The following is a 20,822-nucleotide window of genomic DNA, read 5'->3' on the forward strand; positions in this document are numbered from 1 at the left end:
GGAACACGAGGGCACACGAGGCACGAGGTAGAGACTGAATGCCGTGGACAAGGTGACACGGTGGCCAGGCGGAATTGTAAAACGGGTGAGTTTTACCGCGACCTGGTCAATATGACTGGTGAGGCTGACTGGTGATGACTGGTGATACGAGCAGCGCTGTGATCCTGGTGCGCGTGACGCCGCCTGATGGAGGCGTCACGCAACCCGCTGCATGACAGCGCCTGATACTGCACTAACGAGCGCGCGCTCAGATGATCAGACGCGAGACCTTGGTGCCTTCGAGCGACACACCGGCCATCAAACCGCCGTTCGTCAGCACAAACGCTTCGACCGGGCTGGTGGCGGTCGACGTATCGACAGCGCCATTCGCACCGACCTTCAGGACGGCGACCGTTGCATCGGCCCCTGCTGCCCAACCCTGGCTGCTGAGGAATTTGTCCAGCGCCTCCTGCGTCATGAACAGGAACACCAGTGCTTTGGACTGCGCGCCGATCTGCAAACCGAACGAGCCCGCGACGGTGCTGTAGTAGCCCGTTGTGCGTCCGCCGACGCGCAACGCCCCTTCGCCGTATTGCCCGCCAACCCAGAAGCCCGCGGAAATCACCGACGGGAACACGAGCACGCCGCGCGCCTTGGCGACCAGTTCACGCGAGCCGGTGACGTTCGCATAGAGACGCGACAAGGTGGAATCGACGCCGGCGTTGATCGTGTCGCGCTTGCCGGCGTTCGCCGACGGCGACGCGCTCGAGGATGGCGACGTGGTCGTGCAGCCGGCGAGGCCAAGACCCGCCGTAGCCAAAGCGGCGCTCGTGGTCATGATGAAATGTCGTCTGCGCATAATTGTTCTCCAGGTGCGTAGTGAAGATTGTGTTTTCTTGTCTGACAGTGAGTGCCGTGACGCCGGCACACGCGTACGTCTGCAGCCCGTACGCCTGCTAATCAGCATTTAGCGTGCCTGACGCCGCAGCCTGTGTATAGACAACCGTCATGCGCTGACGTTCGCGAGGAGCTTCACGGTGTTCAACGCCGCGTCGCCCCTCAACCTCCTCCTCGATCCCTACGCCGCCGGGCGGATATTTTGATTGTGGCGGAACAGATTGTGCGGATCGTAGCGGTTCTTCACGGTGGCGAGACGCGCGTAGTTCGGCCCATACGCGTCCGCGATGCGGCCGCCTTCCTCCTGCGTCATGAAGTTGACGTACACGCTGCCTAGCGCGAACGGTGCGGCTGCGTCGAAGAAAGCGCGAGCCCAGGCAACGCAGCGCTCGTCATCGCTTGCGTCGTCCCAACGGCCGTGCACGTTCATTGCATATTTCGTGTCGCGGCTGGAATAGGCCGTGGCTTCGACCGGCACCCGGCTCGTCTGCGCGCCGATCTGGCCGAAGAAGATTTCGCATTGCGGTGACGGCAGCTTGCCGATCGCATCGAGCAGCGCGTCGATGAGACCGTCCGATATTTTGTCGAGATTGTGCGACTTCCAGTAGTTACGAGCGCCCGGCGTGAGCAGGGGATCGAACGCCTGTTGCCACATGGCGTACGGCATCGGCCCGAGATGTTCGCCGACCGGCGTGCCGAAGCCGCGTACGGCCTCCACCACGGACGGCCCGTTTTCGATGGGGCCCGAGTAGCACATCGCGAATACGATGACCGGTTTGCCATGCACTTCGGGCGGCAGGAACGGCAGCGGCGGCGCAAGCCGTAGAACGGCCCATACGCTCAGCTCCTCCGGCATCTGTTCCGCAGCCGTACGATATTGGAGCAGGGCATTTTTCGCCTGATCGATCGGCAGCACGACGAGGCCGCCGTACACGAGCGGCCCGACCGGATGCAGCGCAAACTCGAAGCGCGTCACGACGCCGAAATTGCCGCCGCCACCGCGAATCGCCCAGAACAGATCGTCGTGCGAGTCCGCGCTTGCGTGCAGCAACTCGCCGTCGGCGGTGACTACGTCTGCTGAAATCAGATTGTCGACGGTCATGCCGTATCGGCGGCTCAGCCAGCCGAACCCGCCACCTAGCGTCAGACCTGCCACGCCGGTGGTCGAGTTGATGCCAAGCGGCGTGGCGAGTCCGAATGCTTGCGCTTCGTGGTCGAAATCGGCGAGCGTAGCGCCAGGCTCGACATACGCGCGCTTCGCGACCGGATCGATGAATACGGATTTCATCTGCGACAGATCGATCACGAGGCCGTCGTCGCAGAGTGCGGTGCCGGCGATGTTATGGCCGCCGCTATGCACAGCCAGCGGCAGATTATTGTCGCGCGCGAATGCTACGCCGCGGCGCACGTCGGCGACGCCGGCGCAGCGCAGAATCAGCGCCGGATGCCGGTCGATCATTGCATTCCAGATGCTGCGGGCCTCGTCGAAACCCGCTTCGCCGGGCCGCAACAGTTCGCCTCGGATCGCGGCTTTGAGTTCTTCAGCGGCGCTGCTGGACACGCTTACCATGACATACCTCCAGACATAATAGGAGACGCTTTCGGGACACCAATCAGCTGAACAAAGCAAATTGAAAGCGTCTGGACAGGTTCGAGTTGCGTCCAGTAAACGGTCCTGCTTCGGTAAGTCAAACGAAGGTAAACCCGCGTCCACGATCGACACCGCGGGAAGGCACGTGCGGCAAGTGTTCGCGCGCCGCGGCACGAGTCATGGCTGTCACGACTGCTGCGTATGGTGCAAATGCTCCGGGAAAAGACCGCGAGAGGAAGTGTTGGTTGCGCGCCGCGGTGGTGGCTGCGCGGCGACACTTTTGTGGACAAGCGGTGGCCCTTTCGTTTGCGTGCCGTGCGGAGGAGTCGATTTACATGCGGTTTCGCACGGAGGAATATGCCCGTATCGACTCGTTTACGACCAATCGCTGGGGAGGCGTGATGTCCATGCAAGCTCTTGTTCTCAGGCAGCACAACGGCCCGCTCGAACTGACCGAGCTACCGCGCCCTGAGCCTGCGCGCGGTGAGGTGCTGGTGCGAATCGCCGCGAGCGGCCTGAATCCGCTCGACACCAAGATCCGCGCCGGCGCCGCCGGGCACGCGAAACATCCATTGCCGGCGGTGCTGGGGATCGACATGGCCGGCGTCGTCGAGGCGGTGGGTGCGGGTGTCGAGAGGCTCAAGGCGGGTGATCAGGTGTACGGAATGACCGGTGGCGTGGGTGGCCTGCAAGGGTCACTGGCGCAATACGCATCGGTTGATGCGGATCTGCTGGCCTTGAAACCGTCCAATCTCTCGATGCGCGAAGCCGCTGCGCTGCCGCTTGCTTTCATCACGGCGTACTCGGGCATTGTCGATCGTGCGCATCTGCAGGCAGGGCAAACGGTGCTCGTGCACGGCGGGGCGGGTGGTGTCGGGTACGTCTCAGTGCAGTTGGCGCTCGCGCTGGATGCGAAGGTCTTTACGACAGTGAGCGAGCGCGACCGCAGCGTGGTGGAGGCGCTCGGTGCCAGGCCGATCGACTACCGTGCACAGTCGGTCGAACAATATGTCCAGTCTGCGACGGATGGCGTGGGTTTCGACCTGGTTGTCGATACGGTCGGCGGAGCGACGCTCGACGCATCGTTTGCCGCCGTGAGGCATTTCGGCCATGTGGTGAGCGCGCTCGGCTGGGGCACGCATGTGCTAGCACCGCTGTCGTTTCGCGAAGCCACCTACTCGGGCGTGTTCACGCTCCATGCGTTGCTTTCGGGAAAAGGCCGCGCGCATCACGGTGAGATGCTGCGTGTGGCGGCGCGGCTTGCTGAAGAAAACAGGCTCGCGCCGCGCCTCGACGCGCGGCGCTTTGATCTGGGCACCGCGCAGCTTGCTTATGAAGCACTGGTTGATGGTAGCGCGCGAGGCAAGGTTGTGGTCGAGGTGGGCTGAGCGGAACGTTGCTGCGCTTTTGGATTAACCCTTCACGAGTCCGCCGTCCACGATCAGATTTTGACCCGCGACTGCACGCGCCCACGGCGACAGGAAGAACAGCACGGCGTCGGCGAACTCTTCAGGCGTCGTGACACGCCTTACCGGTGTCGAACTGGCGATCAGGTCGAAGCCGCGCGAGCGCATGCCCGCGGCGGCCGCTTGCATCGCATTGAGCGCGCCCTTGAGTGAGCCGTCCAATTGCTGCTGGAAACGCGCCCAGTCGATTGAGTCGATTTTCGGGCGGGCGTCGCCGTCGAACTGAAAGTCGGCCAGCGCATTGTTGACCACCGACACGATGGGCTGCCCGGTTTGTGCCTGCGCCGTTTCGAACAGGCGCGCGACCGCGGCCGCATCGGTCACGTCCGCCTGGATCGGCAGGACACGATCGCCGAATTCGTCCCGCAGCGCGTGAGCCAGCGTTTCGCTCTTGCGGTAATTCACCACGACGCCGGCGCCTTCGCGTACCAGTGCGCGTGTGATCGCGGCGCCGAGTCCGCGAGCGCCGCCCGTTACCAGCACCCATTGTTCGGATAAAAGCATTTCTCTTCCTGTTGCCGATGAGGTTGCGATCTGCCTATTGTCGCCTGATTCCGTTTTCTCGCTCGCTTCTCCGCCGAAACTGCTCACGCCTGGGTAAATAGTTTGTTTGCGTCAGTTCGAATCATCTGATGAAGCGATCCGGAAGTGAAGTAAAAATAATAGTTTGGACTGCGTATCTAGAGATGAGATTTTCCGACGTTTTTAAGAAACGGTAATTAACGATATTTGACAGTCGTGCTGCGCAATTAATCGGAAACAGGCCGGCAATCTCGCATTGCGTGGGGTAGCGCACGGTCATTGGATGGCGCTCCGCATAACTTCAATCTCCATCGGGCCCCTGCTGTGCTCTTTTCAAGCCTTTGTTCGCGCACAGCCAGTCGCTTCTCCCGGATCACGTCAAATCGGACTGGGACTATCTGCGGATGAGATGCCGGGCGTCGCGCGTTTTTCGTGCGGCGCGAGGCAATGTCGACTGGGCTTTGAAGTTTCATTTTTTAACAGCGAACAGAGATTCACGTTTTATCTGGATCTGTTTTTTGATTTGTATGATTAGGAGAAAGAAATGAAAAAGCAAAACGGGGACATGCGGACGTTGGGGACAAGCAAAGCGGTATTGGCAATTGCTGTGGGTCTTTATGCGGCGATGGCGGGTGCTCAAACGAATCCGGCTGCACCTGTGGCGCCGTCCGCAAGTTCGACGAAGCTGATGGTTGCGCAAGCATTGCCGATCGATTGTCCGTTATTCGACACGCTCGGCTGCAAGAAGGACGACGGTGGATTGCGGGCGTTTGGTGGGAGTGGAGTGGCCGCGGCTGCCGCTGGGGGGCTGGGGTCGACATCGGCTTCGGGCTCGCAGAACAGCAATGGCAGTGGGACTTCGTCGACCGGAGTGGGCGCTAACGGTAGCGGAGGCGGCTCGACGTCCGGCGCGTTGGGACTCGGTGCCGGGAGTGCGGGGAGCGGTGGTGGGGGGAAGGGTGGGACGGGTGGTGGTGGGACGGGTGGTGGTGGAACGGGTGGTGGCGGGACGGGTGGTGGCGGGACGGGTGGTGGCGGGACGGGTGGTGGCGGGACGGGTGGTGGTGGAACGGGTGGTGGCGGGACGGGTGGTGGCGGGACGGGTGGTGGTGGAACGGGTGGTGGCGGGACGGGTGGTGGCGGGACGGGCAGTGGTGGGACGGGCAGTGGTGGGACGGGTGGTGGTGGGACAGGCAGTGGCGGGACAGGCAGTGGTGGAACTGGCGGAAATGGTGACGGCGGCCACGGAGATGGCGGCCATGGCGATGGCGGCCATGGTGATGGTGGCCATGGTGACGGCGGCCATGGCGATGGCGGTCACGGAGATGGTGGCCATGGTGACGGCGGCCACGGCGATGGTGGTCACGGAGATGGCGGCCATGGTGATGGCGGCCACGGCGACGGTGGCCATGGCGACGGCGGTCACGGTAGCGGTGGTCACGGAGATGGCGGCCATGGTGATGGTGGCCACGGCGACGGCGGCCACGGCGATGGCGGTCATGGTGACGGTGGCCATGGCGACGGTGGCCATGGCGACGGCGGCCACGGCGATGGTGGTCACGGAGATGGCGGCCATGGTGATGGTGGCCACGGCGACGGCGGCCACGGCGATGGCGGTCATGGTGACGGTGGCCATGGCGATGGTGGCCACGGCGATGGCGGTCATGGTGACGGTGGCCATGGAGACGGCGGTCACGGTAGCGGTGGTCACGGAGATGGCGGTCACGGTGACGGTGGCCACGGCGATGGCGGCCACGGCGATGGTGGTCATGGTGACGGTGGCCATGGAGACGGCGGTCATGGTAGCGGTGGTCACGGAGATGGCGGCCATGGTGATGGTGGCCACGGCGACGGTGGTCATGGAGATGGTGGCCACGGTGACGGCGGTCATGGCAACGGTGGCCACGGAGACGGCGGCAAAGGCGACGGTGGTCATGGAGATGGTGGCCACGGTGACGGCGGTCATGGCAACGGTGGCCATGGAGACGGCGGCAAGGGCGACGGCGGTCACGGCGACGGCGGCAAAGGCAGCAGCGGCCAGGGCCATGGCGGCGGCTTCGGCGGCGGTGGCGGCCAAGGTGGCGGTTACGGCGGCGGCCACGGCCACGGCCACTAACGCATCTTGCAATCCTTAGCGCGCGGGCGGCCGACAAACGGCCGCCCGCGCCGCTTCAATCACCTGCCTTCTTAAGTTCAAAAAACATCCACTCGACGCGACCCACAAAAACACAAACAACATCCGCCTGATAAAGTGCCGTCCATGATTAAATGCCAGGTCACGCTAACCGCGTAAAACGCCAAAGCCAGCCCTCGGCGGTCACACCGCATCAGTCCATTCACAACGGAGCCCGCGTTGAACAACAAACAGGTCTCACTACCGCAAGCACCATTGCGAATTGCGGCGGCGCAAGCGCAACCGGTTTCCGGTGACGTCACGGCGAACATCGCCAGAACAGTCGAACTGACCCGCATCGCCGCCGACCGCGGCGCGAAACTGGTGGTCTTTCCCGAGAAATTCCTAAGCGGCTACGAACCTGACCTGATTGCCGGCGACCCCGCGAAATACGCCTTCGACGAACACGACGCGCGACTCGAACCGATTCGGCAAGTTTGCCGCGAACGCGAGATCGCCGTAATCGTCGGTGCGGCAACACGTGGCATTGGCGGCGTAGACGGCCTTCATATTTCGTCGCTGATCTTCAACCGTTCCGGCGAGCTGATCGAGCCGTATCACAAGCAGCATCTCTATAGCGGCGAGACGAAGATTTACCGGCCCGGCACACAAGGCTGCATGCTGGAGATCGACGGATGGCGGCTCGCGCTCGGCGTATGCTACGACTCCGGTTTTCCTGAACACGCGCGCAACGCCGCTGTGAACGGCGCACACGCTTATCTGGTGAGTGCGCTCTTCAGCGTGAAGACTGGCTATCACCAGTCACGCATCTGGTTCCCCGCGCGTGCTTTCGACAACACCCTGTACGTACTCTTGTCGAATCACGTCGGCACAACCGGCGGCTGGGAAACATGCGGCGCGAGCGCGATCTGGGGCCCCTATGGCGACGTGGTATCGGAAGCGAGCCGCGATCGGGCGGAAGTGATTGCCGCGCTACTCGATCCGGCTGTACTGGCCGATGTCCGAGAGCGCGAAACAATGCTCGCGGACTTCAAGGCGCACGTCGCTGAGACGACGGGTGAGTACGTGGTTCATCGTCTGGATTAACCGCACACGCGGTAAGATCGCCCAGAGCGGGCCGTTACCATCACTCGGCGAGGATGTTGAATAAGTTCACACGAGCAATCATCCTGGCCAGAACATGCCGACCGCAGCGAGTCCCATCACTGCGGTGGCGATCCAGCCGAGCCAGCGCAACCAGCCTGTCACGACGAACTGGCCCATCACCTTGGGGCTGGCCGCCATCACCATCACGAGCACCATGATCGGCACGGCCGCGACGCCGTTGATCACCGCGCTCCAATACAGCGCTTTGATCGGGTCGAGCCGCATGAACGTGAGCGCAATGCCGCCGAGAATCGCCACCGCGATCACACCATAAAACTGCTTCGCCAGATTCACCTGCAAAGCCAGACTGTTGCGCCATTTCATCGTGCCCGCAGCCGCGTAGGCGGCCGAACCCGCCAGCACCGGCAACGCCAGCAGACCGGTGCCGATAATGCCGAGACTGAACAGCGCAAACGCGAGGTTGCCGGCAATCGGCTTGAGCGCACTGGCGGCATCGGCGGTGGTTTTTACTTCGATGTGATGCGCGTGCAGCGTGGCGGCGGCCGTGAGCATGATGAAAAACGCCACGCCGTTCGAAACGGCCATGCCGACCCACGTGTCCGTGTTGATTCGCTTCAGTTGTGCGCACGCCTGCATCGGCGCGCGCAATAGCGATTGCTGCGCTGGATTCGAGCGGATCTCCTCGACTTCCTGCGAAGCCTGCCAGAAGAAGAGATATGGGCTGATCGTCGTCCCGAGCACCGCGACCACGGTCGTCAGATAGTCGCCGGATAGTTGAACCGGCGGTTTCACGATGCTTAGCCCGACTGCTTTCCAATCAATCGGAATCACGAAGATGATGGCGACGTAGGCGAACAACGCAAGTGTCAGCCATTTGAGAATGCTCGCGTAGCGTTCGTAGGGAATGAATACCTGCATCAGAAGCGACGCCGTGCCGAACAACGCGACGTAGAGTTGGACCGGGCCGCCGATCACCAGCTTGGCGGCGGCGCCCATTGCCGCGAGATCGGCCGCGATATTGATGGTGTTGGCCGCGAGCAGTACCAGTATCGCGAGATACAAAAGAGGAGCAGGGTAGTGGCGGCGCAGATTGGTTGCGAGTCCGCTGCCCGTTACCCGTCCCATGCGCGCACTGACCAGTTGTATCGACACCATCAGCGGGTAGGTGATGAGCAACGTCCATAGCAATCCGAAGCCGAATTGCGCGCCGGCCTGCGAATAGGTGGCGATGCCGCTCGGATCGTCGTCCGCGGCGCCGGTAATCAGGCCGGGACCTAGCCGCCTCATCCACGAGCGTTCGGCGATATCTTCAACGACAAGTTCCGGTTCCAGGTTTTCAGTGGTCATGGCATCCGCCTGCGAAAGGAACCGTATTGAGGTGCCTCCATAGCGTGCGCGCCGGGTGGCGACCCTGCGTGCCGCTCGTCAGGAAGTAGCATTCTCTGTGCCACGGGCCTTGTCGCTCAACTGCCTTTGCGTTTGTGATTGCCGTCGTATCGACGGTCGGTGGCATGCAACATGTCATCCGCTACAATGACACGCACTACCCACCTGGAGACTCGCTTTGAAATCTATCGTTGCTTTGGTCGCCGCGGCTGTTCTTTCTTCGACGGCGATGGCCGCTTCCACCACTGAGAAACTGCCTTCCGGTGTAATCGTTGAACATCTTACGCAGGGCACGGGTGCCCAGCCGGCCGCAGACGATGTCGTCAAGGTCAACTATCGCGGCACGCTCGCTAACGGCACCGAGTTCGATAGCTCGGCGAAGCATGGCGGTCCGGCAACCTTCCCGCTCAATCGCGTGATTCCGTGCTGGACGCAAGGCGTGCAAAAGATGAAGGTCGGCGAAAAGGCCAAGCTGACCTGCCCGTCGGCCACGGCCTATGGCGAGCGCGGCGTTGGCCCGATTCCGCCGAATAGCGATCTGACGTTTGAAGTCGAACTCGTAGGTATCGTCAAGTAATACCGTACGAAATGCGCTGAGACTGAACCCCGCCCGGAGATCGAAGCGGGGTTTTTCTTTTTCAGAGCACTGCATTTGCTCACTGAAATCCGTTTGCGATAAAAGTCGAGCTACTCTCGCGATGATCGAACCTGACATATTGCCGATCGACTGGATCTTCTAAAAGAAAGGAAGTTCTCGCTTCACCCGGTCGCCGAAAGTCCGGTCGTCACGCAGCGCGGCACGCGCAATCAGATCACGTATGGGGTCGGCGTGGCGTATGCGTTCCGCTAAAAAGTAGTGTCGTTCTTTTTAAAGTCCTGTTGCACTCGGTCGTTTACCCTCTGCGCGTGCGGCGACACTGCAATCGCCGCTTGGCGCATTCCGGAAGATCTAGCTGTCATTCGTCATTCGTCGCGCCTCAGGAGCGTTTTCCATGAATATCGACTTTCACTACGGGGTGGTCTACATCGTCGCCCGTATCGGCGGGATGGCGCCCGCTGAGGCGCTCACGGTGGCCCATGCCTGCCAGTATGTCGACGACGCGACCACTTCAGGAATACTGCGTTTTGCCGGTGGCGAGACTTTCGAGCGCTTTGCTACGGCGCACAAGCTATTCGACTACACCAATACGGAAGACGACCAGAACCGTCTGGTGTGGACGCCATTTCATTTTCTGCCTGCCGGCGAGGGGGAGACGCTTGAAGAGAAAGCGGTGTGCCGGCCGGATAGCGCGGTTGCGCGCGAGGTGGTACGCCGGGCGATCCGGCAGCGGGGCACCGATACGGCATTGCACCGCCTGGGTGTGACGCTTCACGCGTACGTCGATACGTGGGCCCACCAGGGCTTCGCCGGTATCGAAAGCCCGATGAACCGCGTTCATATGCTGGAGGCGGAAGATTGCACGAAGGAAAGCTGGCTTGCCCGTCTTACCCGCGCCACCCGGCATCTGGTCGAACACGTCGAGGAAGATGTGCTGACGCTTGCGCTGCCCGTCGGTCATGGGGCCGCTTTGCACTATCCCGATCAGCCGTGGGCGAAATGGCATTACACCGACGGCAGAAATGAGCGCGTCGACAGGCACAATCTGCCGGAGTTCATGCAGGCGGCCGAGATGACTTGCCGTGCGGTGCGCGGCTATGTCGCGGGACGGGAAGATTTTGAATCCCAGCCCGGCCTGCCGGAAGATGTCAAAGCCGCACTCACGAAGCTTCTCGACACCAATCGGAACCTGGACGACAACAAGCGCCTGCAGACCATTTGCGAAGCGGTGAAAACCGAGGTCATTCCGGGCCTGTCGGAGTCGGTTCCCGACTATGTGGCCAAGGGGCTCGGCTCCTGGAAATATAAGGCCACCGGTTTGCAGTCCGACGACGACAGCGGGGATCGCCCCCGGTGGAGCGACATCTTTGAGAAAAGTGATTACCGGCGCTTTCACGACGCGGTCAAAGAGCACCGTTTTGTGATTACGCAGGAGATTCTGCCGGCTCGCGGATTACGGATCGCCTGAAAAGAAGACGCTTTTGCGCGTCATTTCAATAGCCGCCTCGCGGCTGCATTCATGCCATTCGTGCTCGCGCCATTGCTCGCGACGCCATTCGTGTTCACACCATTCCCGGCGTTCGCGCCACTCACGCGCGCGCCAGTCACAGCTAAAACAGCGCTGCGGGATTGGTAACGTGGGGTTACCGGCAAAAAAATGAACTGCCGCCCTTTGAATCTGCGGATGCTTGCCTATAGTAGAAGCAACTATTGCCGCATTGCACGGCGGCCGGCTTCTCTTGACATGGGTGACGGGGAAACAGAAATGACGCCATCGAATGCTGCGATCTATCAGGCTCAGGCTTGCACGCCGGATTCATTACGAACCCTTGCCACCTATCTCGAACTGGCGCTCGACGAGGGAGAAAGCGTGGTTCTGATGCGGATCGGCACGCAGGTGCGCAGTATTTATGTCGGCAATCCGTCCGGCGCGCTTGAGGATTTGACGGATCATGGCGTAGTGGCCGCCTTTCAAGCCGACGAGATGCTGGCGCTGACCCAGTTGGGACTCAACCGGATAACTGCCGACGATCAGCAGTATCGGTTCATGCGCAGTGTGAGGTATATCGCCGACCGCCAGGTTGTCGTTTTTACTCCTATTTGAGCGGCTGGCCGGCAATTGGAAAGGTTAAAGAATGCGGCTATCGAGTAGCGAGCTCGAAAGGTTCGTACTCCACGGGATACATTCCCGCGTAAACCTGATGCCGTTATAGGCGCGTAGATCTGCCTTTCTCGCGCTATTCATGGCATAGTGCGTTCGATTACCACATAAGGAGCAATCAAATGCCCACGTTAGAGCAAATCCAGGCGAAGCTTAAGAAGCTCCAGGCGCAAGCTGACGTCCTTATTGCCAGGAAAGCACAAGTCGCGGTCGACCAGATTCGCGACCTGATGCTCAAGCACGGCCTCACTACCGCAGATATCGAAGCAAAGGCAAAGGCGAGACGCGCCGCGCGCGGCTTGAATGGTCATGCTGCACCTGGCAAGGCGAAAGCCACCGGCGCGGGTAAGTCTGTGGCGAAGTACCGTGACCATAAAACCGGCGCGACATGGACAGGTCACGGGCGTGCACCGTCCTGGATTGCTGCAGTGAAAGACCGGACTCAATTCCTGATTGCAGGTGCAAGCGAATTGAAGTCCGTGGCCAAGGCAGCGGTCACTCAGACCAAAGGCAAAAGTAAAGGTCAGCCTAAAGGCGCACAGCCGCCCAAGTACCTCAATCCGAAAACCGGTGCGACCTGGAGCGGACGCGGACCGGCGCCGGCATGGCTTGCCACGGTCAAGGATCGCACCAAATTCCTGATCGATGGCGCCGCGGCTACCAGCAATGTCGCTGCCAAAAAAGTCGTGATGGCGAAAAAGGCAGTGGCGTCCAAAGCAGCTGCGAAGAAGGGTACTGCGGCGACTAAAAAGGCTGCGGCAAAGAAAAGTGCGGCTAAACCTGCTGCGAAGAAAGCCGCGGTAAAGAAGACTGCTGTGAAGAAAACCGCAACGGCTAAGAAAGCGCCGGGCCGCAAGGCCGGCGGTAGAGGCAAAGCTGGCGTGACGAGCGCTGCCGCAGCGCCGCAAACCTCGACGGTGCAAGCCGGCGCGTGAGCGCAACGGAGTCGCGAAGTAGATGACCAGCATGCTCGAAGTACCCCAGCAGGAGGACCATGTCGTCCTGCTGGATTCCGTTCCTCATCCGGCAGCCGACGCCGCCGAACCATTCATTGTCGCCAGCGACCGCCGGGTGATTCTGGCTTATCCGATTGCTGAATCCGACTTCGAACGGTTCGGACCATTCGATTCCGACGATGATCCGTTTTGCACGGTGCTATTTCCCGACGCCGTGTTTCATCGTCTTGGGCCGCCCGGCGATGTCGATCTCGAGATCCATCCCCTCGCGTCGCAAGGGCTCACTGGGTACTCGGTTCACGAAGTCATGAATTCGTCGCTGGCCGCCGAGATTTCGGACGTCACGTCGCCTGGTCCTGTGCAACGCCATTTCGTCATCACGTTTCAGGGCGCGACGTTCGAATGCGTGGCGTCTGACTATACGGTGGTTGGCGTGTTTGGCGCAGGTGAGATCGCTTGCCGGGAAGCCTTCTCGCTGATCCGTTAATCGTCCTGGCAGTTATGGCCGTTTATTGCGGTTTATTGCCGCTCATTGCCGCTGGGTGATGCTGCCTCTTTCCAGTCTGTCCTATCGCCTGAACGCTCGCCTCGTGCAACGTTCAGGCGCTCCAATGCCTGCCTCTCAAGTCAATCGGCACACTGCGTAGCAAAACGCGGTCCTGACAACGGGCACGCGCAATGCGTCCTGCTCAGGTAGTAAAAACCCGGGCTTAAGGTTCCGGCGTGCTCACCCAACGGCAAACCCCAAACCGCAGGGTACCTACCCGGCGCGTTCTGCCGATTAGCATCGAGGCCACGCATGCTGACGATTCCAATTACCGCCTTTGTCACGCTCGTCATCATATTGGTGATTGCCAATCTGTCGAGTGGCGAAAAGAAGATCGAACACAAGATCGATCGGCTTTATGCGAGTGACGACCCGCAGTTTCTCCGTTCGATGGGTCTGCTGCTCGGGCCGCCCGTCGTGTCCGGAAACCGCTTCGAGATGTTGCTGAACGGCGAACATATTTTTCCGTCGATGCTCGAAGGCATCCGCTCCGCAAGTAAAACCATCACGTTTGAAACCTTCATCTACTGGTCCGGCGAGATAGGCGAGCAGATCGCCCACGCACTGGCGGACAAAGCACGCGAAGGCGTCGCCGTGCATGTACTGCTCGATTGGGTGGGCTCGTCGAAAATGGACAAGCGTTATCTGAACATGCTGCACGATGCGGGCGCGCAAGTGATCCAGTATCACAAGCCGCACTGGACCGGTCTTGGGCGAATGAACGATCGCACTCACCGCAAGCTGCTGGTGATTGACGGGCATATCGGCTTTACCGGTGGTGTGGGCATTGCACCCGAGTGGACTGGCCACGCACAAGACGAAAAACATTGGCGTGATACCCATTTTCGTGTGGCCGGTCCGGTGGTTGGCCACATGCAAGCCGTGTTCATGGATAACTGGGTTAAAGCGACCGGCAATGTGCTGCATGGGCCCGACTACTTTCCAGAAGTCGAGGGCGTCGGCGATGGCCTCGCCCATATGTTCAGCAGCTCGCCTTCAGGCGGCAGCGATGACATGCAGTTGATGTATCTGATGGCGATCACTGCGGCGACCCGCTCCATTCATCTGGCGAGTGCCTACTTCGTACCGGACAAGCTGACGATCAATGCGATCGTCGAGGCGGCAAGGCGTGGAGTGAAAGTACAGATCATCACGCCCGGAAAACGTATCGACACCCATACCGTGCGTGAAGCGTCGCGTGCCTGTTGGGGCGACATGCTGCGGGCGGGTGTCGAGATGTTCGAGTATCAGCCGACCATGTTTCATTGCAAGTTGCTGGTGGTGGACGAGTACCTGGTCTCGGTTGGCTCCACCAATTTCGATAGCCGCTCGTTCAAACTCAACGACGAAGCGAACCTGAACATCTACGACCGCGACTTCGCGAAGCTGCAAACCGCAACTTTCGCAGACGACATCAGGCAGTCGCGCCAGGTCACGCTCGACGCATGGCTGCGACGGCCGTTCTCGGAGAAGCTGATCGAGAAGTTCGCGTCGCTGCTGGATGCGCAACTGTGATGCGATGACTGCGCAACGCGCTGCCGTTTCCTTTCAATAACATTTTCCCGTCAATTTCGAACATATGCTCAATGACTTTTTTTAGCTTTTATTTTTGAAACATGTTAAAAAGCTTTCCGTCATCGTATATTGACATGAAGTCTTCACGCAGTGAGGGCAGAGTGGCAGCAACGAATGGCGTGCCGCAGAGATTGAAGCAACGCATTCGAAATTACATATAAATATATTACGAGGCATCGAACGCTCGATTGAAGCGGACCTGAGTTCAGGCGCGCGTCAGGAAGAGCCGGCAGGTATCACGTCGAGTGGTACGTGTTTTCGGTGCAGCAGCGGTCGTCGTGGATCGGATTTGCCGGCGTCAAGATACCTGATGGTACGTAAAGGCAAATCGCATGGGCCTGATCCCCGGTAGTACGGCCGCAAGGCGTCCGCGAGTGCGGGCGCGGTATCGGTACGCATTTGCGTTGCGCAAGTGCATGCGAATACGCCATGCCCATCGAAAAACTCCTTGTTCCGCTACCGGCGGGCCTGAAAGTCTACGTTGAACGTCACGTATTCGATCCGGCCTTCGAGAGTGTCATTCTGATCAACGGCGCGCTGGCCACCACGGCGTCGTTCGGACAGACAATCAAATACCTCGGCGAACGCTATAACCCAATTTGTTTCGATTTACCTTATGCGGGTCAATCGAAAACGCATAACGTGTGCGACTTCGTTCTGACAAAGGACGATGAAGTCGACATTCTGCTGCATCTAATAGGCTTATTCGAGCCGAGCTTCCTGTTATCGGTGTCGTGGGGCGGGGTGGCGTCGCTGCTGGCGCTTTCGCGGGCGCGCACCAGCGTGAGGCGCGCGGTGATTGCGTCGTTCTCGCCGCGGCTCAACGCAGCGATGACCGCGTACGTGACTGCCGCACGCGACCACATCGCCGCGGGCGAAAATTTGAAGGCCGCGCAGTTGCTTAACGATACCGTTGGCCAGCATCTGCCGCGCATCATGAAGCTCTATAACTACCGCTACCTCTCCACGCTGCCGCGCGATGAGCAGGACCAGGTGGCCTTTCACGTCAACCAGATTCTGGCTATCCGTCCAGAGGACTATCTGCACGAGTTCCGCAACATCGAGTGCGGCCTGAAATTCCTCAACGGCGAGCTCGACGACTACACCACGCCCGAGGACGCCCGCTCGCTTAGCGCGCATCTGAAGCGCGCCGAGTTTCTCACGATCGAGCAGGCCGGGCATTTCCTCGATCTCGAAGGGCGGCCCGCGCTGCGCCAGGTTCGGACGGCCATTCTCGACTACTTCGGCGCCGCGCGGGTGCAGGCGCCAGGCCGTGGACTCGATGCTTTCGACACGTTCGCTGCCCGCACGCCCATCATGCCGGTGCAACAACCCGCCATCGCGAACGTCGCGAATGTCGCGTTGCAAGCCACCGCCGATCACTCGTTCCAACAGGTCGAAACACCGTGAATATCGCTCAAAGCATCGCTATCGTCGTACCGTGGACGCTGTGGTTGCTGTATTGGATCGCGACGTCGAACCGCGTCAAGGAAACCGCGCGCAAGGAGGCGTCGCTGTCGCGCACGTTTCAGTCGATTCCGTTGATCGGCGGAGGCGCGTTGATCATCCTGCCGGACTTCAACACAGCGGCGTTGACCTTCGATCCGCATGCGATCGGGCCGCTGCAGTTGGCAGGCCTCGCCGTGCTGCTGGCAGGTCTTGCGTTTTCCGTGTGGGCGCGCCTGCATCTCGGCACCAACTGGAGCGTGTCGGTCACGCTGAAGGAAGACCACGAACTGGTGCGCAGCGGACCTTATGGACTGGTTCGTCATCCGATCTATACCGGCTGCCTGCTGGCGCTGCTCGGCGCTGTGCTGATCGGCGCGCAGTGGCGTGGCGTGGCTGGGCTGGTGCTGATTTTCGCGTCGCTCGCGTACAAGGTCCGGGTCGAGGAGAGCTGGCTGACCGGTCACTTCGGCCGTGCGTATTCGCAGTACCGTCGCGATGTCGCCGCGCTGATTCCCGGTCTCTTCTGAGCGACCTGAATGACGAAAGTCATCATCACCGCGATCGGCTCGGCGGGCGACGTGCATCCTTTGCTCGGCATCGGCGCAGCATTGGCTGCGCGCGGTCACGAGATCGTCTTCTGCACGCATCCGCCGTTCGCGGAGGCTGTCTCGCGCCAGGGTTTCGCATTCGTGCCGATCGGCACCGCTGCGGAATATGAAGCGGCGATGGCGAACCCGGCGCTATGGCATCCGCGTACGTCGTTCCGCACGCTGTGGGCGGTGATTGCGCCGACGCTGCGTCCGCATTTCGACACGCTGGTTGCGCTGACCGATAGCGACACCGTGCTGGTCGGCACGTTGTGGGCTTTTTCCGCGCGGTTGATGCAGGAGCTGTATCGGGTGCCGTTCGTGTCAGTGCAGGTCTCGCCGTCGACGCTGCTCTCCGCGCATGCGCCGCCCACTCACCCACGGCTGACGATTCCGCGCGGCTTGCCGCTGGCTGTGAAAACGGCGCTGCTGCGACTGATCGAGCGCCAGGTGCTCGACAAGATCTGCGGCCCCGCATTGAATACGTTGCGCGTGGAACTGGGGCTCGCACCGGCGCGGCGCATTTTCGGCGAGTGGCTGCATTCGACCGACGGGGTGCTGTGTCTCTTTCCGGACTGGTTCGCGCAAGCTCAGCCGGATTGGCCGTCGCCGCGTTGCCTCAGCGGTTTTCCGCTGTTCAACGACACGGGCGTGCAGGTGGCCGATCCGCAACTCGACGCTTTTCTGGCCGCGGGAGAGCGGCCGGTGGTTTTCACTGCGGGTTCGACCCTGATCGATCAGGCGCGCTATACCGATGCGGTGAGCGCGGCGCTGGCGGAAAGCGGGTTGCGTGGGATTCTTTTGACGCCGGAGGCGCCGGCCACTCAAACCGACGCACCGACAGACGCACAGCGCACGCTGCTCAAGCGGCGTTACGTGCCTCTGCAAAAGCTGTTGCCGCGCTGCCGCGCGCTGGTGCATCACGGCGGCATCGGCACGGCGGCGCTTGCGTATGCTGCCGGCATTCCGCAAGTGGTGACGCCGTTTGCGCACGATCAGTTCGATAACGCGCAGCGTGTCGTCGTGAGCGGTTGCGGCGTTCGGCTCGATAAGCCACTGGAGCCGCAGGCGCTTGCGCGTGCGCTGAGGCATTTGCTCGGTAGCCCGTCGATTGCGACGCAGTGCGGACGCGTGCAGGACCGGCTCGCGTCGTCGCCGGATGGTGGCGAGGCGGCCGCACGCTACATCGAAGGTTTCATGCCCACCGGCGTGCGTGCGCAGACCCTCAGCCGCATTTCTGTGCCGGCATTCGCAGACAGCGGGCAGAGCGTATGAGCGCCGCCACGCCGTTGCCAAAGCGCGCCGCGTCGGCTGACGAGGCACATGGCGTCGGCCCCGGCCCCGCCAACGAGCGCAACGCACCCGGAATGCGTGGCGCGCGGCTCGCCTTGCTGACGTTCGCGCTCTCGCTGGCCACCTTCATCGAGGTCCTGGATTCGACGGTAACCAACGTCGCGGTACCCGCGATTTCCGGCGGCCTCGGCGTGTCCAACAGCCAGGGCACGTGGGTGATCAGTTCGTACTCGGTGGCCGCCGCCATCGCCGTGCCCTTGACGGGCTGGCTCTCGCGGCGGGTCGGTGAAACGCGGCTGTTCCTCGGCGCGGTGATCCTTTTCACATTGACGTCCCTGCTATGCGGCGTGGCCGGCGACTTTCATCTTCTGGTGGTATGCCGTGCATTGCAGGGGCTCTTTTCCGGGCCGATGGTGCCGCTCTCCCAAACGATCCTGCTGCGGACCTTTCCGCCGGATAAGCGTGTCGTGGCACTCGCGCTGTGGGCGATGACGGTGCTGCTCGCGCCAATCTTCGGCCCGGTGGTGGGCGGGTGGATCATCGACAATTTTTCGTGGCCGTGGATCTTCCTGATCAATCTGCCGATCGGCATCTTCTCGTTTGCGGTGTGCATGACGCTGCTGCGCCGCGATGCACCCGTCGGCAAGGCGGTGCCGATCGATCTGCCTGGCATTATCTTGCTGATCGTCGGCGTGGGCTCGCTGCAGACGGTGCTGGATCTCGGTCACGACCGCGGCTGGTTCGATTCGCCGTTGATCCTGACGCTGGCGATCGTCGCCGGCCTGGCGATCGTGTCGCTGTTGATCTGGGAGGCGGGCGAACGGCATCCGGTAATCGATCTGAGCCTGTTCCGCGATCGCACGTTTTCGTTCTGCGTGTTGATCATTTCGCTCGGCATGATGAGCTTCTCGGTAGTCGGCGTGATCTTTCCGCTCTGGCTGCAGGCTGTGATGGGCTACACCGCGTACCAGGCCGGCCTCGCCACCGCGCCGCTTGGCGTGCTCGCGCTGGTGTTCTCGATTCTGGTCGGCATTTATGCGGCCCGCTTCGACGCGCGCGTGCTCGCGACTTTCGGCTTTCTCGTGTTCGCGGGCGTGCTGTGGTGGGATGCGCATTTCACGCTGACCATGACCTTCACGCAAATCATCACGCCGGGTCTGATTCAGGGCATCGGCTTGCCGTGCTTCTTCATTCCGTTGACCGCTGCAACGCTCTCGCGCGTGTCCGACGACAAGCTTGCCGCGGCCTCGAGTCTGTCGAATTTTTTGCGCACGCTGTCGGCGGCGTTCGGCACGGCGATGAGCGTCACGCTATGGGATAACCGCGCGTTGTATCACTACGACGTCGTCGCGCAGTCCGTGACGAAATCGTCCGGCAATACGCAGCGCTTCGTTCAGAGTCTGCACGGCATGGGCATCGACGGCGCGCGTGAACTCACCACCTTGCATCACGTCGTGCAGCAACAGGCCTACATGATGGCGACCGGCGACATGTTCTACATGGCAAGCATCACCTGCCTCGTGCTCGCCGCGATGATGTGGCTCACGCGTCCCAAGCGCGGCGCGGCGATGGCTTTAGGTCACTGAGGAACTTCGAATGACGATCCTGGGCGCATTGATCATCCTGTTTCATCCGAGTGAAGAGCAGCTCGCGCGCGCGGCGGCGATGCGTTCGGCGTGCGACCGTTTGCTGGTGGTCGACAACTCGCCGTTGCCGGACGCGCGCGCCGCGATGGTGCTGGGCGAGGCGGGCGTCGCGTTGCTGCATCACGGCAATCGCAACGGCATTGCTGGCGCCTTCAATTGCGGCTTGAGCGCGCTGTTCGACGCAGGCGCGGATGCGGTCGCGCTGTTCGACCAGGATTCTGAGGCGCCAGAGGCTTACTTTACTGTGATGCGTGACCGGTGCACGTCGATGAATGGCCGGGCATTTTTAGCGGGCCCGCGCATTTTCGATCAAAACGATCAACGCTTCCTGCCTGAACTCGCGACGAGTGGTTTGGCGGTGGAGCGGCTGTCGATACACGCCGACGCCGCGATGCAGCGCTGCGCGTTTCTGATTTCGTCCGGCTGTGTGATTTCGCGCGAGGCGTTCGCGCGGCTCGGCCGCTTCGACGAGACGCTTTTCATCGACCACGTCGACACCGAATACTGTCTGCGTGCGTTGCTGCGTAATGTGCCGGTGTACGTGGTGCCTTCACTCGTGCTGCTGCATCGGATCGGCTCACGGCGCCGTCACAAACTGGGTTCTCTGGAAATGACGACGATGAACCACCCCGGTTTCCGTCGCTATTACAGTGCGCGAAACGCAATGCAGCTTGCGCTGCAATATGGAATGCGCTTGCCGGTCGCCATCGTGCCGAACGTACTCACGCTCTGGCAAATCCTGCAGATCGTGCTGCTGGAAAAGGAAAAGCTGGCCAAGCTCAACGCGATTGCGCTGGGCCTGTTCGATGGGTTCTTCGGACGAATGGGGCCGCTCGAACGGACACGTCCTCGATTCGCGGCCAAAGTGGCCAGAGTGGCCAGGACCACGAATGCGGTTAATGCCGCTAACCCGGCAAGGCTAGGCGAG

At 61.3% G+C, this 20,822-nt stretch carries 16 protein-coding genes and 2 pseudogenes; 13 read left to right on the forward strand and 5 right to left on the reverse strand.

Annotation, left to right across the window (positions count from 1 at the left end; all coding sequences use genetic code 11):
* Positions 1–247: 247 nt before the first annotated feature.
* The gene (locus KHO33_RS22215) at positions 248–838 is read right to left on the reverse strand and encodes a BPSL1445 family SYLF domain-containing lipoprotein (RefSeq protein ID WP_054043642.1); all 591 of its coding nucleotides are present in this window, start codon (positions 836–838) and stop codon (positions 248–250) included.
* A gap of 219 nt (positions 839–1,057) precedes the next feature.
* Entirely contained in the window at positions 1,058–2,446 is a 1,389-nt protein-coding gene (locus tag KHO33_RS22220) for an FAD-binding oxidoreductase (protein ID WP_200567253.1), read from the reverse strand.
* Between the two features lie 422 nt (positions 2,447–2,868).
* Here KHO33_RS22220 and KHO33_RS22225 point away from each other — a divergent pair, with 422 nt between their 5' ends.
* On the forward strand, positions 2,869–3,855 hold the full coding sequence (locus tag KHO33_RS22225) for a zinc-dependent alcohol dehydrogenase family protein (protein WP_054043644.1): 987 nt from the start codon (positions 2,869–2,871) through the stop codon (positions 3,853–3,855).
* A 24-nt stretch (positions 3,856–3,879) separates the two neighbouring features.
* Here KHO33_RS22225 and KHO33_RS22230 read toward each other — a convergent pair whose 3' ends face one another.
* A complete protein-coding gene (locus KHO33_RS22230; RefSeq protein ID WP_200567252.1) occupies positions 3,880–4,437 on the reverse strand; it encodes an SDR family oxidoreductase in 558 nt (185 codons plus the stop codon).
* 739 nt (positions 4,438–5,176) lie between these two features.
* A complete protein-coding gene (locus tag KHO33_RS42640) occupies positions 5,177–6,556 on the reverse strand; it encodes a hypothetical protein (RefSeq protein ID WP_211629226.1) in 1,380 nt (459 codons plus the stop codon).
* 252 nt (positions 6,557–6,808) lie between these two features.
* Here KHO33_RS42640 and KHO33_RS22240 point away from each other — a divergent pair, with 252 nt between their 5' ends.
* Entirely contained in the window at positions 6,809–7,675 is an 867-nt protein-coding gene (locus KHO33_RS22240) for a carbon-nitrogen hydrolase family protein (RefSeq protein ID WP_200566342.1), read from the forward strand.
* A 78-nt stretch (positions 7,676–7,753) separates the two neighbouring features.
* Here the strand turns inward: KHO33_RS22240 and KHO33_RS22245 are convergent, their stop codons facing one another.
* A complete protein-coding gene (locus KHO33_RS22245; RefSeq protein WP_054041946.1) occupies positions 7,754–9,043 on the reverse strand; it encodes an NRAMP family divalent metal transporter in 1,290 nt (429 codons plus the stop codon).
* A 268-nt stretch (positions 9,044–9,311) separates the two neighbouring features.
* Between KHO33_RS22245 and KHO33_RS22250 the strand changes: the two genes are divergently transcribed.
* The 11 genes and pseudogenes from KHO33_RS22250 to KHO33_RS22300 form a co-directional block, all read left to right on the forward strand.
* Positions 9,312–9,659, forward strand: a complete 348-nt coding sequence (locus tag KHO33_RS22250; RefSeq protein ID WP_233465191.1) for an FKBP-type peptidyl-prolyl cis-trans isomerase — start codon at positions 9,312–9,314, stop codon at positions 9,657–9,659.
* Between the two features lie 415 nt (positions 9,660–10,074).
* A complete protein-coding gene (locus tag KHO33_RS22255) occupies positions 10,075–11,148 on the forward strand; it encodes a DUF6765 family protein (RefSeq protein ID WP_200566343.1) in 1,074 nt (357 codons plus the stop codon).
* Between the two features lie 297 nt (positions 11,149–11,445).
* Entirely contained in the window at positions 11,446–11,784 is a 339-nt protein-coding gene (locus tag KHO33_RS22260; RefSeq protein ID WP_054041955.1) for a hypothetical protein, read from the forward strand.
* 179 nt (positions 11,785–11,963) lie between these two features.
* On the forward strand, positions 11,964–12,776 hold the full coding sequence (locus KHO33_RS22265) for an H-NS family nucleoid-associated regulatory protein (RefSeq protein ID WP_200566345.1): 813 nt from the start codon (positions 11,964–11,966) through the stop codon (positions 12,774–12,776).
* Positions 12,777–12,798: 22 nt separating this feature from the next.
* On the forward strand, positions 12,799–13,284 hold the full coding sequence (locus KHO33_RS22270; RefSeq protein WP_054041940.1) for a hypothetical protein: 486 nt from the start codon (positions 12,799–12,801) through the stop codon (positions 13,282–13,284).
* Between the two features lie 312 nt (positions 13,285–13,596).
* Positions 13,597–14,859 carry a cardiolipin synthase gene (gene cls, locus KHO33_RS22275; RefSeq protein ID WP_200566347.1) on the forward strand — a complete coding sequence of 421 codons (1,263 nt, stop codon included), beginning with the start codon at positions 13,597–13,599 and terminating at the stop codon, positions 14,857–14,859.
* A 489-nt stretch (positions 14,860–15,348) separates the two neighbouring features.
* Positions 15,349–16,185, forward strand: a pseudogene (locus KHO33_RS22280) (alpha/beta fold hydrolase); the annotation flags it as partial.
* Positions 16,186–16,325: 140 nt separating this feature from the next.
* Entirely contained in the window at positions 16,326–16,895 is a 570-nt protein-coding gene (locus tag KHO33_RS22285; RefSeq protein ID WP_200566351.1) for a methyltransferase family protein, read from the forward strand.
* A gap of 9 nt (positions 16,896–16,904) precedes the next feature.
* Positions 16,905–18,230: a glycosyltransferase gene (locus KHO33_RS22290; protein WP_200566353.1), complete on the forward strand. Its 1,326-nt coding sequence runs from the start codon at positions 16,905–16,907 to the stop codon at positions 18,228–18,230.
* A complete protein-coding gene (locus KHO33_RS22295) occupies positions 18,227–19,834 on the forward strand; it encodes a DHA2 family efflux MFS transporter permease subunit (RefSeq protein WP_200566361.1) in 1,608 nt (535 codons plus the stop codon). Before KHO33_RS22290 ends, KHO33_RS22295 begins: the two co-directional genes overlap by 4 nt.
* A gap of 10 nt (positions 19,835–19,844) precedes the next feature.
* Positions 19,845–20,741: pseudogene (locus KHO33_RS22300) on the forward strand (glycosyltransferase family 2 protein); the annotation flags it as partial.
* Between the last annotated feature and the right edge of the window lie 81 nt (positions 20,742–20,822).

It is taken from the genome of Paraburkholderia nemoris (genome assembly GCF_905221015.1).
GTDB lineage: Bacteria > Pseudomonadota > Gammaproteobacteria > Burkholderiales > Burkholderiaceae > Paraburkholderia > Paraburkholderia nemoris.